The organism is Rossellomorea sp. LjRoot5, from assembly GCF_964253455.1.
Taxonomy (GTDB): domain Bacteria; phylum Bacillota; class Bacilli; order Bacillales; family Bacillaceae_B; genus Rossellomorea.
In genome coordinates, this window is sequence record NZ_CAXUQN020000001.1 from 4276960 (window position 1) to 4290684 (window position 13725).

A 13725-nucleotide genomic window follows, 5' to 3' on the forward strand; every position below is an offset into this window, starting at 1 on the left:
ATATCCCCTCACGCAATTCTTAATTAAGAACACAAAGGGTGCACTATATTATTTTTGAAGAAAATCCTCTTGTACTACGTTGTTTTTTCGTTTGTTTATATATCGAACCAGCATCCACATCAGAAGGATGCCAATTACATTCTTAACGAGATCACCTATTGAAGAGGTACGGAATGGAACGAATAACTGATGTATCTCATCAGTAACGGAATATAAAAATGAAAGGATGATTGCAATGATTTCTTTGCGTCGGTTAAGGTTACCAAAAGCCCGCTGAAAAAGAACAATGAGTACATATAAAATGCCAAATTCAATTAAATGGAGTGACTCCAATAATAGGCCAGCAAATAATATTATACGTGGATCAAGAGTGAGACCGGTGTAATAGATGATTTCAGGATTAAAATGACTTGATTGGAACCAGATGAGTATCATGTAGCCTAAAATAAATAATCCCAAAACAATTTTCTTTAGAAAAAGAATCAAATTGTACTCATCCCCCAAACTGGTTATAAATACCTAATTTGTACTATATAAAGAACAATACTACAATTTTATAAAGAACGCAAGGTGTATTTAAGATTCTTCCAAAAGAAATTAGGCTATCCTGTTTTCTCTATTCATTAACGATTTATTAATTCTTAGCTGCTGAATGATTCGGTATGACTTCTTAAATACGTAACGTATAAAAAGGGATATGACTATACCTCCAACTAAATATACAAACCAAGGAAAAGCAACTCCAGGTAGTAAAAAATGATTGATGTAACTCACCAGGGGAAATGAAATTCCTGCATGCAGGATCAATATATACGCAGACTCTCTTCCTATATGACTAATGGCTCTAAACCAGTGGTGTATTCCAGTTAGTTTCCTTACTATTTCCAGACTAAGCAGACTACCCGCAACTCCGCTAATATAAAACAATAAAAGGTTTCCATATTCTCTTAAACCCATACTGACGGGATCATTGATAAAAAAAGCTGAACACAGGACCAAGCTCAAGCCGATGACTCCTGGAAATCGCGCTCCCTGTCTTAGGCAATCCCCTATAAAGATGAACAATAGTGATACCAATGAAATATCCAGTCCCCATGGAAGGTGAACCACGCTCCCAATCACTGCCCCGCCCCACCCAATTACCGCGTAAATAGCAAACTGCTGAGCTAATGCGAACCTTTGCAGATACTTCTGGCTGGCAGCATACATTAATAAAGACCCATATAAGCAAACCAAAAACCACAAAGGATAATTGAGTAGGCCCTCAATGTTTCCCTCAAGTATCCCCACTAATGGCTTATACCAGAGAAAACTTTCTTTAAAATCGCCAGTGAACTTCGTTGCAATCCAATATAAATATGAAAGTAAACACCCTATCACATACGGTATCAACAAACTTACGGAGCGTTTTTTCACTAGCAGATTAAAGTTCCCCCTATATTTCTTTGAATTGAATGTGTAGCCTGCTAGCATGAAAAATAAGGGCATTCCAAACGATTGTAGAAAGGCTGTGACCAGCTGCGGCATGTTGGAATGGACTGCAACTACCATTATGATGCCGAATCCTTTTAAGAGATCAAGGTCGATTAGTCTTTGGTTCATTGAGATCATCCTTATCTCATCCAGAGTTAAGATTATACTTTTATGATGACTGTACAAGTTGATTATTTATAGCGACAACTTTTCCATTGTTCATTCTGTATACAATATCGCAATTTTCGATGGTACTAAGTCTGTGAGCAATAATAATGAGTGTTTTATCGCCTTTTAATTCATCAATTGCCTTCATAATTTCTTTTTCAGTCTCATTGTCCAAAGCAGAGGTAGCTTCATCCATGAATAAAATTTCCGGGTTGTGATAAAGTGCACGGGCAATGCCTATTCTCTGACGTTGTCCTCCTGAAAGCCTTACTCCTCGCTCACCCACTGAAGTCTCAAGTTGCTCTGGGAGTGCTTCAACAAATTCTTTTAATTGTGCTTGTTCCAGTGCCCTCCAAACCGCTTCTTCATCTATATCTTTGTTATCTACTCCAAACGCGATATTCCCACGAATTGTGTCATCTGATAAGAAAATGGACTGCGGTATATATCCAATCTTTTTCTGCCAGGTTGATTTTTGTTCTTCCAAGTTTATTCCATCCACCAGTACTTGACCTTTTTCCGGGGTGAACAAGCCAAGTATAATATCCACTATTGTGGTTTTACCTGCTCCCGACTCCCCGATAAATGCAACTGATTGACCAATTGGGATAGTGAGTGATGCCTCTTTTACTGAGTAATTCTTTTGATTTGGATATCTAAATGAAATATTTTTCAATTCTATTGAATCATAATAAGTTTTTGAATCACTATTACCTGTTGTAATAGATTTGGCATGTACTTGTTTCTTTTCCTTATTTAAAAACAAGTCGTTATATACAACAGAGAGCGCTGGCTGGCTGTATTTTATGGTAGTGATTAACGAAACCACACGGGTGATAGATGGCATCAATCTAAATGCAGCCATAGCAAAGAGCGCCATGGTGGAAATGAGTTCTGATGTGCTTCGATCCTGGAAAACAATGATTAACATCGTAATGAGGACCACTGATACTAATAATGTTTCAATAAACAATCGCGGGACTTGTTCAAGCATTTTCATGTACCGGCTATTATTGGCTTTGATTTGGCTTTGATTTGCATAAGAATCAATAAAAAATTTCTCATTGCCTGCGACTTTCACCTCTTTACTTGCTCCCAATCCCTGGTTCACCCATTTGATCATCAATCCGCTTACAGCCTGCTGCTCTTTTCCTAAATGAGTAATTTTTTTCCTGAAAGATTTAAAAAAGACCATTACACTTCCTCCTAATAAAATCGAGGCTGTAATGGTGGCTAGGGGGGCTGTGAATAAAAGTAATAATAGAATACATAAGATTACAAGTACCTCAGTAATAAATTGGAAGCAAGAAATAATTATACCTTGAAATACTCTTGGAACTTCTACGTCAACATTTCTTAATAAGTCCGCTGAATTCCTCTGTAAGTGGAAGGTGTATGGTTTAGTTAGATACTCTTTAAATAATTCTTTAGATAATTTCACTTGCTGATTCAACACAATTCGGAACTGCACATAATTAAAGCAAAGTAAGTAAAGGTTTTTGACTACAAATACTGCAAGTAAAATAAGTATCGCACAAAATATAAATGAAGATTCTGAATTAAAATTACCCATTTTATATAGAAAAGAAAAAGTCGGCTGATCCTGGATTAGATTGGGGTTTGTTACAATACCTACAAAAGGTGCTATCAACCCTATGCCTAAAGTTTCAAATAATGCAGCAGCTATCATCAAGAAAAAGAGAGCTACTAATTTCTTCTTTTCTCTTTTATTAAATAGCTCTAATAGCTTTCCTATTGTACTTTTCAAATTGCTCAAACCTTTCCGTAAATATTCTATTTTTCAATTTAGTTAAATGCTATCTTCTTTTGTTGAAGAGCCTTTTCATTATTTAATCCTTCAGAGAACTTTTTTCTCTTTTGAGGATTGATTATTAGACTTTTCACACCTTGATATATTTCTTCGATATTCCCCCCTACCACTAATCCTGTTTCATTATTTATTATTTGTTCATTTGCTCCTGTAAAACTTGCCGAAACAATAGGTTTCAGTAAACACTTTGCTTCAGCTAGCGTTATGCAGTAACCTTCATGTCGTGATGGTTGAACATAAATATCACACCTCCGTATATATGGATAAGGGTTGGGATCAGCTCCCAGAAAAATAAAATGATTTTCTAAACTGTATTGAGCTACTAACTTTTGATATGTTTCTAGAGCATCACCTTCTCCAACACAATACCATTTAACGTTATATCCTTCCTTTACTAATCTTGCTAAAACTTTAATTGCAAGATCTTGCCCCTTTTCTTTAGATAACCTTCCTACTGTTAAAATTCTTATACCATCAAAGGTATCTTTGAAACCAACACCTAAGTTAGATTGTAATAAAACTGATTTTCTAGATAATATATTATTGAACACTTCTGTTTTTCCTCTAATGGATGGAATCTTGCTAACCAATTTATTTTCACCTTCATTTGAGACTACATATATTTTATCGAATTTTTTATAAAGGTTCTGACAAAGCCTTTTATTAAACCCTATTTTCGTAACATCAAAATGAATCCACTGTATTTTTTTTTCTGCTTTAATTTTCTTTGCAACAAAATAGCTTATGAAGTCCATTGGACCTGCATAAGCTATAGCAACATCATAGTTGTTTTTATATTCTGGTAGGTTTTTAAGGACATAGTTATAATAAAGCATTTTACTTCGTGAAATTTTTGAAAGTGTATAAACACAACCAAGCGCAATACTTTTCAATATTTTCCCCTGTTTAATTAATTCAACTGCCGTTGTTTTGACTGGTCTATTTAGTAATTGCTTATAAGCAGCATAGTCTTCCAAATATTCAACCTTAACTTCTTTAGGTATAGCCTCTAAGAATCCTCCATATTTCTCCAGCATTAAAATAGTTATTTCATACTGATCTATTGGCATCTCATTAATCATATTGAGCAGGGCCTTCTCGGTCCCACCTATATTCATATTAATAACCATAAACACTATCTTTTTCTTCATGCTTTTCTCACCCTATATAACTAGATTATAAAACTTCTCTATCTCCTCGATATTACCTTTCTTTTCAAGCTTTAAGTATTCGGTTATTTCATTTCTAAGATTATGGTTATGAATTAAACTTATTATTCCATCCGCAACACTTTCAGAATCCATGTTCACCACTAACCCATTTTTATTTTGAACCATCTGATTATAAACAGCGTCAAAATTTGTGGTCACTACAGGAACATTTAACATACGTGCCTCAGCTATCGCCAACCCAAACCCCTCAAATTTTGAGGTTTGAACATATATATCGGATTTTTTTATATAAGGGTAGGGATTTGCTTTTACACCTAAAAGAATGAAGTGATCAGTTAAATTGTGTGTAGTAACATAATGTCGTATCTCTTCTTCGAGAGGACCTTTACCCAAAACATACCATCTGAAGTTAATCCCTTTTTCCTTCAGCTTTTTACAAGCTTCAAGGGCAATATCATACCCCTTTTGACGAGCTAGCCTTCCAATAGTGAGAATCCTTACTCCATCAAAATAATCCTCATACCCATCTCCGATATCTGCCATATCAGAAATGAATTGAGGATTATTTATATCATAAATAACTTCCATTTTATTGTTATATTTAGGGAAGGTTTCCAAAAATACCTCTTTTGATGTTTCTGATACTCCAATAATTTTATCGTAATGATCATAATACTTACTCTGATACTCGCTGTCTTTTCTCTTCAATCTGTAAATCGCATTAACCCATGCTAATTTCTTTTTCGCTTTTACTTTTTCTGCCACATAGAATGTAGGGACTCCTTGGGCATAGCTTATTGCTACATCATAAGTTTTCGGGTTTGGCTCTATTACTCCAGATACACTTTGCCAAAATAATCTGGCCTTTTGAGGATTACTATATTTTTTCAACCTTATTTTGCTTGAGTATTTTATTCTGGAGAAGAGCATTTTGTAGTTACTTAAAGAAAATGAAAGAATTAAATTATCTTTGACCCTCTTCTGAGTGTAGATAGTATATTTTAGAGGTGGAAGTATATTTATCTCTTCAGGAAGGAGTTTTTCTAATTTATTCCCATGAGCAAATAACATTAAATCAACATTAAATTTAGATAAGTCCAGCATGGATAGTAACGTCACTAGGCTTTTTTCTGCCCCTGCTATTACTAATGAATCAATTACAAATAGTAAATTTTTCTTCAAAACTTCCTCCTCCTTTACTACCCAATAAAAAATTATCGATTTCTTTAAAATGAATTTCAGACTCTAGCTCAATATTTTTATGGAGCATGCTCTTTTGAAAATCGGATTTGAGGTTAATTTCATCAAATTTAAGAGTGGAAATATCTTTTATATAATGACAATCATTTTACATATTTAAATCTTTAAGAACATTATAAGTTTTTTCACTATAAATGATTGGCACTACTTTTTGCCCGTTCTTAAGTGCAAGAATTATTGAGTGGAACCTAGTTCCTAAAATAATCTCGCACGATTTAAATTTATTGAGGAAACTTTCTATATCACCCTTGTAATTAACTATTTCTATATTTTGATTATTAATTTCTCTTACGATATCTTGGATAATATCCAAGTCCCCTTCATTTTCACAAAATGAGAAAAATTTTACTCTATAGCCTTTACTTAAATAGTTCTTTGCTAATTCAATTATTTTATTATTATATAAGTGATAGTAATCTTTTAGTCCCTTTCTATTTTTCAGATTAATAATAGAAAAGCCCGCTATTTTTTCTTTCTCTTCACTTCTTTCATTACTCTTTAGACCAAACACTATATCTGGAGCTAATCTCACATTTTCCAATTCTTTAAATAAATTGAACGATTCACTATCTCTAAAACAAATATCGTCACACTTTTTAAATAATTCTCTATATTTTTGAATAAATTCTTCATCGTTATAAGGACCAAAATTTGCACCAATAATGAATGTCTTTTTGCTCATAGCCTTAAACTTTGTTACAAGATAATTCCTTTCTTTGAGTTTCTTTTTCCACGATGAGCCTTGCATAAAAATAGATCCTCCAATATTAATCAGAGCATCATATTTCTTGAAATTAAGTATTAAATCATTTAATTTAAAAAATACATTATAATATTTTCTACCTATTTTAACCTCTCGATAGGTATACAAAATCTTTACATTTTTGTAGTCTTTAAATATCTTAATATAATTTCTATTCGCAGTGAGTAAATCCCATTTGACATTTGGGTACCTATCAAATAATACTTTTAGAAAAAGATCATCGCCTGTATTAACTGCAAAATATGCACACACTAAAACCCTATTTTTCATCATTTCACCCCTTAGCCTGTTCTTACAGACGATTTTAACCTTCTCTTTACAAATTTAATATGTGAGTAGAATTTACTTCTTATTGGTATTTTAAAATCTGTGAGTATCATTTCTTAATATAGTTCTCTCTAAAGAGGATCTTCTTTATGAACACTAATAACTTGGGCAATATAGTTTTTTTCTTTCGTTAAAATAATTTTGCATATTAAATATTGAATTATAACTATTAAGTTTACCTAAAAGATCTAAAGTTAATAATGTTCTCAAACAAATTAATGCTACTAGAAATGCATCAGCCCTTTCATTGGTAAGAAAGTGTTGGAACATATTTTCTAGTTCATACCACAAATATTTTCTCTTCACATCAATATCAATTTCAGCTTGTAATCTAGTTCCACTCTTAGATTTTACAAGCTTAGGCTGATTAATAATGATCATTGAATAGCTTCCTTTCTTTTCTTTTCCTTAATTAATTTTCTCAATCCATTTGAAATCACTAAAAATTGTGTATTGTAATTTATCATAGTGATTAAATATTTATATTTATGACTTAACCTGTTATTTTTTATTATTTTTCTATAATATTTCCTAATGTAATACTGAAGTTTATTCAAATATTCAAGTTTCTCTCTGTTATCTTCAATTTCATTTAAAATATAATACATATTGTCTATACACCCATAAGTAAAAGCAGATAGATATTCGTTTGAAAGTTGAGGATACTTTTCATTCATAAAAATAAGAATCTCATCCCAGCCAATAAATGCTTCCAATCTTCTTTTAGAAAAATTAGAAGTTAATATACTATTATTTCGCTTTACATAAATGTAGCCTAAATAATTTGTATAAATTGTTTTATTAGAATTAGCAAATAGCTTATAGGTCGTTGATAAGTCTTCATGAATCCTCCCTTCTGGAAACTGAATGTCTTTAAAACACGTTTGATTAAAAAGTTTATTGCATAACGAGAATCTATAAAGATGACCTTTGAAAAGTTCCTTCATAGCTTCTATATTGTTTAAACTCTTTTGAAACGACATATTATCAATATTGATTATTTTTCCGTCTATTTCTCTCCCGAGTTTACATATCGATATATCACTTTTTGTTTTTATACAAAGAGTATATAGCTCCATATACATATGAGGTTCTATTCGATCATCCCCATCAACAAAACCAATATAATTTCCTTTTGCAGCTGCAACACCTGAGTTCCTTGAGGAGCTTACTCCCTCATGTTCTTTATGAATCACTTTTATATTTAAATGACCCTCTGAGTAACTATCACAAATTAGCCCACTATTATCAGTAGAACCATCATTCACTAAGATAATCTCAATGTTAGTAAACGTTTGATTTAAAATGCTATCAACACAGTCTCTTAAATACGGTTCAACATTATATACAGGAACGATAATACTTATTGCTGGATTCATGGTATTCTCCCATTTATATTTTTATTTTTTCCTTCACCATCGTCGAAGAAACGCCCTTCGTATAAGGAAAATAAACAATCCCCACCCCAACGTGATCAAAGCGCTTTTCCAAGTCATCAAAAAGAGCATTCCCTTTCCAATCATCACCAACAAACATGACGTCGAATTGTAAATGCTCCCATGCTGAGAATTTATCTCTATTTACTTGTGGTACAACCTCATCTACGTATTTAATTCCTTCCACAATCGCCATGCGATCTGAGAATGATATGACGGGCTTTTTATTTTTGTAACTCATGACCAGTTCATCGGTGCTTACTCCGACTACAAGGTGGTCGCATTGTTCCTTCGCCTGTCTTAATATGTTTAGATGTCCCACGTGGAATAAATCGAAAACTCCTGTAGTATAACCGATTTTATACTGCTTCATGTAAACCTCTCCTTTTATCACCAAAGCATACTTCATTAATTTTATTGAATAATAGCTTTGAAGAAATTCCTCTTTCATAGGATCCTATTGTAGATAAAAATGCTTGGACTTCCTGTTTATAGGTGCGTTCATCAAAAAGTTCGATTTTCCTTACCAAATCAGCGTTCGATTGAGCGCTTATGAATGGAAGTTCTTTCAGATTAAAATAAAAGCTTCTTTCCTTTTCCAGATATTGTTTTACATCTGGCACATACAAAAAGCATGGTCTATTTGTAAGCGAATAATCAAACATCAGTGAGGAGTAATCTGATATTAGAACATCCGAGATAAGCAATAACTCTTGTATGTCATTATATGCTGTAACATCTATTACATTTTTTTGTTGTACCATTTGATTAGACTTTGACAATAAATGTGGATGAAGTTTAACCAGGACCACCCAGTCACCACCAAATTTCTTCTTAGCTGCCTTTATTAGTGACTCGTATTCTAAATCATATACATCCAGACTGTGGTCTTTTCTAAAGGTTGGAGCATATAGTAGAACCTTCGTATCAACTGAAAGGTTGTATTGGTATTTTATTGCTTTCACTTTATCTTGATTAGATCTCAACAGCACATCATTTCGCGGAATTCCTGATTCGAAAATTTCACCTTCATACCAAAAAGCTCTTTTGAAAATTTCTGTACTATATCTACAACCAGAAAGTAAGAGATCACACTTTTTCGAATCTCTCTTAGCCATCTCTACGTAATGGGGAGGCAGAACCGTTTCAGCATCTTTTTCAATTTGTTTAAGCCTCAAAGAGCTATGCCAGGTTTGAATATAATATTGATTTTTTCGTTTTATAAAGTAGTCTGTAGTTCTGAAATTGGTAATGATAATCTTTGAAGTACACAACTCATAGAAGTATCGTAAAGACATCATTTTTACTTTTCTAATATTGGTTATATGCTTTGTCGAATCCAAATCCGTGAATGCCCACACGATGTCGTATGTACTTTGGTGATCGTGTTCTTTAATATATTCCGAGATATACTTTGGATTATCACCGTACTGAGCACCGTAATAACTAAACAAAAAGATTTTATTATTTTTTATTGGAAGAAGGTTAAATAAATGTATGATGCAAAGGACAATCATTCTTTTGATAGACTCTACTAGGTTTTTCATTTATAACGATGCTCCTTTTGTGGTCTTTGTCATTTCTAAATCCCTCTTCTTAGGCTGAAACTTTATTCTCTCCATGCCTTTTTTCAACATAAGGTACGAAATATTAGCCAGTGGATGAAAAGAAAAAAGGAAAAGTTGACGGTTCAGATCATCTTCCAGGGCTACTGCTTTATTCATTTGACCTCTATGGACCTTGATATAACGATGTATGTCTCTCTTCTTCACTCCGTCCTTATCTATCCTCCTATTCCGAAAAAGAAGATTGTAATGCATTAAACTGTTCTGCAGAATACTCCTATATACCTCGTCTTGATAATGTGGATAGTGTTCTTTTACAAATTCCAGCCTTTCTTTTAATCCTGTCAGGATGTCGAGGTTCCTGATGGAGTATGTGGCTACAATACTGTCACTCCGTTGGTAGTAGTGGCAGAGTGGTTTTTGAAGGAGTACGAACCTTTTCACTCTTTTCATCACCTGATGAGCCCAAAAAACGTCTTCGAACAATACACCTTTTTTAAAAGGGATATCCTTAATCATTTCCGTCCTATAGAGCTTTCCCCAAGCAAAGTTTTTCACTTTATCGTTTTTAATCAGTTCGTACATGGCTTCCTGATTGTTCAGCAAAAACATACTCCCGTCACTAGAATAGTTGTTGCTGTCAAACAGCAGCTTATCATCATAGGCATAATAAAAAGCTGATTGTACTAAATCAGCTTGATGTTCATGCCTGCAATGCAGCATTTCTTCTATCATGGTTGGTTCGAGCCAGTCGTCACTGTCGACGAATACGGTGTATTCCCCCCTCGCCTCTTTCATGCCTTCATTTCTGGCATCTGATAAGCCACCGTTTTCTTTGTGTATGACGATGATTCTGGAATCTTTGTATTTAAATTCTTCGGCTATCTCTCCACATCGATCGGGAGATCCATCATTTACAAGAATAATTTCTAAATGGGGATACGTTTGGTGTAGTATGCTCTTAATACATCTATGGATATATTTTTCTACTTTGTATATGGGAACAACTACGCTTACGATTGAATGGTGCAAGGTTTGTTCCTCCTTATACCAACTGATATAGTTTGTTTAGTTCTGTATGATTGAAGTAGTCTGATCTTTCACAGTGTTGGATAAGAGCTTCTCTCATCTGTTGATCGTTATATAACTTCTCAATCCCCTCGGCTATCCCTTCGATAGACATCTGACATATATCACCGTCAATGCCCATTCGCACCTGGCTTTTAGCCGTGGCATAATTAGTAATCAATACCGGCTTTGCTAAGATCTGTGCTTCCACAACGGTTACAGCCTTCCCCTCATACCTGGAAGGCTGTACATATAAGTCGGCCGCTTTAATATAGGGGTAAGGGTTCATCTTTTTCCCTAGTAATATAAATGAGTCCTCAAGTTTCAGTTCTTCTATTAATTCCATTATGGAAGCCTCATCCCCTCCGTATCCAACGACGTACCACACTATGTCTTTATAGCCACGATCATGTAATACTTTTAGTGCTTTGACAGCTTGATCGATTCCTTTAGCATAGGAGAGACGTGCGACTGTTATTAATTTGAATCTCTCGTCTTTCACCATAGGATTGTCAACGAAATCATGCGCTAAGTCCTTTACAAAATCGGGGGACGTGATGTTTTCCATCACACACACTTTCTTATGAAGGGAAGAATATTTATTGATAAATGCTTTCTTACATTCTTCAGACACAGCCATTATTTTGTCGTATTGCTGCCACATCTGGAGGTCCATATCCCTATCTGTTTCAACCGTTGAAAAATCTGTGTGAATCCATGCTATCTTAGTTTTAGCTTTGACTTTTTCAGCTACAAAATAATGTGGCCATAAATAACTGATGGCGATATCGTACTCTTTCTCCATTTTTGGTAAGAATGGGAGGGCATACTTCCACATGTATTGCATTTGTTTATAACCTGATTCTGCGTTTTTTTTGAGGTTTGCCTTATATTTCGCAAGCATCCTTGTTAAGCCAATGGCCCAGTTCCCATTTTTCATCACCGCTGAAACCGGCATTCGAAACGTTTTGTATCTATTATTCTCTGGTAGCAGGGTTGGTCCTGCAGGCAGTAGTTCCATAAAGTCACCTGTATGACTGTACAACATCAGATCAACCTGGTATAGGTCGTAATCAAAATGATTCAACATACTGATGAGGCTTCTCTCAACCCCTCCGACTTCCATATCAAACGAAGCGATCAATACTTTTTTCATTAGATCCTCCCTTCTCTATCTCAACTCCATATAGGTTCTGGAGCTTTGAGATTCCCGCTTCCGGTGAATAATGATTTCTCTCAAAGCTCTGTTTGATTTTATGGATGTTCTTTTCTTTCCTTTTTGCCTGTCTTACTATAGCCTCGGCCCATACATCAGGTCCGTCCCTCAAAGGGAGCTGTGTGACCAAACCCAGTTGCAGGTCGGCTTCTGGTTGAATGGCTTCGGATACGACACATGGAAGACCGCTGGCTTGCGCTTCCAGGAGGACAAGTCCCAGACCTTCGTATAGGGAAGGAAAGACAAAAACATCCATACTATGTAACATGGTTCCAATGTCTTCCCGGATTCCTACAAGTCGGATGTTTTCATTGATCCCTTCATTTTCAATCCTTTTTTCAATATGGTTTTTTAGATCCCCTTCCCCTACCAGCAACAGTTTACAATTTGGATTCCGTTTTATTAAACTCTTCATCACGTCAAGCAAGAAATCGTGGTTCTTAGCCGGGATGAATCTGCCAATGTGTCCAATGACAATTGATTTCCCCAGGCCTTCTTCTATCTTGAATTGACTAACGAGTGATTGAGGACTCTTTAACAACTTCTCAAAGTCTATCACATTAGGAAAATAGGAATAATTGGCTCGGTGTACAGCTTCCCTGCCAAATAAGTACTCTCCCGCTTCTTTACTGCAAGCAAGCAGGTGTGTGGAAAAGGTACCTATCATTTTTCTCATAGAGGCGATATACATCTTTCTTATCCAGCTATCTTCTTTATCTAATGTTGTATGAGCATGAGATATCCGCACCTTTACTCCTGCTAAATACGCTGCTACACTTGCTATGCCGCAGTGAAATAAAGTATGGGAATGAACCGCTTCGTAAGGTCCATTCTGTTTGATTGCCTGGTAGAGCTCCTTTATTGATCCGGTTTGGGATAACCTTATCACCTTCCCGCCAAGCTCAATAATTTCATGATCATAATGAGCCTTCCCTCCACTGTAAGAAACGAAATCAAATTGAATCTTATGATGATCCATATTCCGGTACAGATTCATTAACATGGTTTCCGTCCCGGCTCTGTTCATCGCTCCCACTATGTGAAGGATTCGTTTAGGTACATCCATCGCTATCCCCTCCCCTGATTATTTCTCTTCCACCTTATGATTCTGCCACTTTATAAATTCAATCACCGCTTTATATTGTTGTAATTGCTCTTTCTCAATCCCTGAATCCTTCAACTCATTTATAAAATCCAGCCACTCGCTCTCCAGGAGTTCCCTATTTTCTTCAGGTGAATTGAATTGAAGAATGGTTGTTAAATCCACGTCTAATACAGTCGAGATTTTCTCTATGACTTGAATAGAGGGATTCTTATTTAAGTTCCTCTCTAAATTACTCAGATAGGATTTAGATACATTTGCCCGATCTGCAAGTTCGGATAAAGTGAGTCCTCTGCGTTTTCGAATACTACCTATATTTGAACCTATCATTCATCTTTACCTCA

General features: G+C 34.9%; 14 protein-coding genes. All 14 read right to left on the reverse strand.

Annotation, left to right across the window (positions count from 1 at the left end):
- Nucleotides 1-48: 48 nt before the first annotated feature.
- Nucleotides 49-486, reverse strand: coding sequence for a VanZ family protein (locus ACSQ2E_RS21825; RefSeq protein WP_435994110.1), 438 nt, complete (start codon nt 484-486; stop codon nt 49-51).
- A gap of 111 nt (nt 487-597) precedes the next feature.
- Nucleotides 598-1602 (reverse strand): acyltransferase family protein, encoded by a 1005-nt coding sequence (locus tag ACSQ2E_RS21830; protein ID WP_435994112.1) that lies wholly within the window; start codon nt 1600-1602, stop codon nt 598-600.
- Nucleotides 1603-1642: 40 nt separating this feature from the next.
- Nucleotides 1643-3409, reverse strand: a complete 1767-nt coding sequence (locus tag ACSQ2E_RS21835; protein ID WP_435994114.1) for an ABC transporter ATP-binding protein — start codon at nt 3407-3409, stop codon at nt 1643-1645.
- Nucleotides 3410-3447: 38 nt separating this feature from the next.
- Nucleotides 3448-4623 (reverse strand): glycosyltransferase, encoded by a 1176-nt coding sequence (locus ACSQ2E_RS21840; RefSeq protein ID WP_435994116.1) that lies wholly within the window; start codon nt 4621-4623, stop codon nt 3448-3450.
- A 12-nt stretch (nt 4624-4635) separates the two neighbouring features.
- Entirely contained in the window at nt 4636-5826 is a 1191-nt protein-coding gene (locus tag ACSQ2E_RS21845; RefSeq protein ID WP_435994118.1) for a glycosyltransferase, read from the reverse strand.
- Nucleotides 5827-5992: 166 nt separating this feature from the next.
- A complete protein-coding gene (locus tag ACSQ2E_RS21850) occupies nt 5993-6940 on the reverse strand; it encodes a polysaccharide pyruvyl transferase family protein (RefSeq protein ID WP_435994120.1) in 948 nt (315 codons plus the stop codon).
- Nucleotides 6941-7090: 150 nt separating this feature from the next.
- A complete protein-coding gene (locus tag ACSQ2E_RS21855) occupies nt 7091-7375 on the reverse strand; it encodes a hypothetical protein (protein WP_435994122.1) in 285 nt (94 codons plus the stop codon).
- On the reverse strand, nt 7372-8373 hold the full coding sequence (locus ACSQ2E_RS21860) for a glycosyltransferase (RefSeq protein WP_435994124.1): 1002 nt from the start codon (nt 8371-8373) through the stop codon (nt 7372-7374). Before ACSQ2E_RS21860 ends, ACSQ2E_RS21855 begins: the two co-directional genes overlap by 4 nt.
- A 13-nt stretch (nt 8374-8386) precedes the next feature.
- Nucleotides 8387-8803, reverse strand: a complete 417-nt coding sequence (locus ACSQ2E_RS21865; protein WP_435994126.1) for an adenylyltransferase/cytidyltransferase family protein — start codon at nt 8801-8803, stop codon at nt 8387-8389.
- Nucleotides 8790-9977 (reverse strand): CDP-glycerol glycerophosphotransferase family protein, encoded by a 1188-nt coding sequence (locus tag ACSQ2E_RS21870; protein ID WP_435994128.1) that lies wholly within the window; start codon nt 9975-9977, stop codon nt 8790-8792. Before ACSQ2E_RS21870 ends, ACSQ2E_RS21865 begins: the two co-directional genes overlap by 14 nt.
- Nucleotides 9978-11027 carry a glycosyltransferase family 2 protein gene (locus tag ACSQ2E_RS21875; RefSeq protein WP_435994130.1) on the reverse strand — a complete coding sequence of 350 codons (1050 nt, stop codon included), beginning with the start codon at nt 11025-11027 and terminating at the stop codon, nt 9978-9980. It abuts the gene before it with no gap.
- Between the two features lie 13 nt (nt 11028-11040).
- Nucleotides 11041-12219 carry a glycosyltransferase gene (locus ACSQ2E_RS21880; protein ID WP_435994132.1) on the reverse strand — a complete coding sequence of 393 codons (1179 nt, stop codon included), beginning with the start codon at nt 12217-12219 and terminating at the stop codon, nt 11041-11043.
- Complete coding sequence (locus ACSQ2E_RS21885) at nt 12191-13345, reverse strand: glycosyltransferase family 1 protein (RefSeq protein WP_435994134.1); 1155 nt, start codon at nt 13343-13345, stop codon at nt 12191-12193. The genes ACSQ2E_RS21880 and ACSQ2E_RS21885 overlap by 29 nt, the downstream gene beginning before the upstream one ends.
- Before the next feature lie 18 nt (nt 13346-13363).
- Nucleotides 13364-13711 carry a helix-turn-helix domain-containing protein gene (locus ACSQ2E_RS21890; protein ID WP_435994136.1) on the reverse strand — a complete coding sequence of 116 codons (348 nt, stop codon included), beginning with the start codon at nt 13709-13711 and terminating at the stop codon, nt 13364-13366.
- Nucleotides 13712-13725 lie beyond the last annotated feature (14 nt).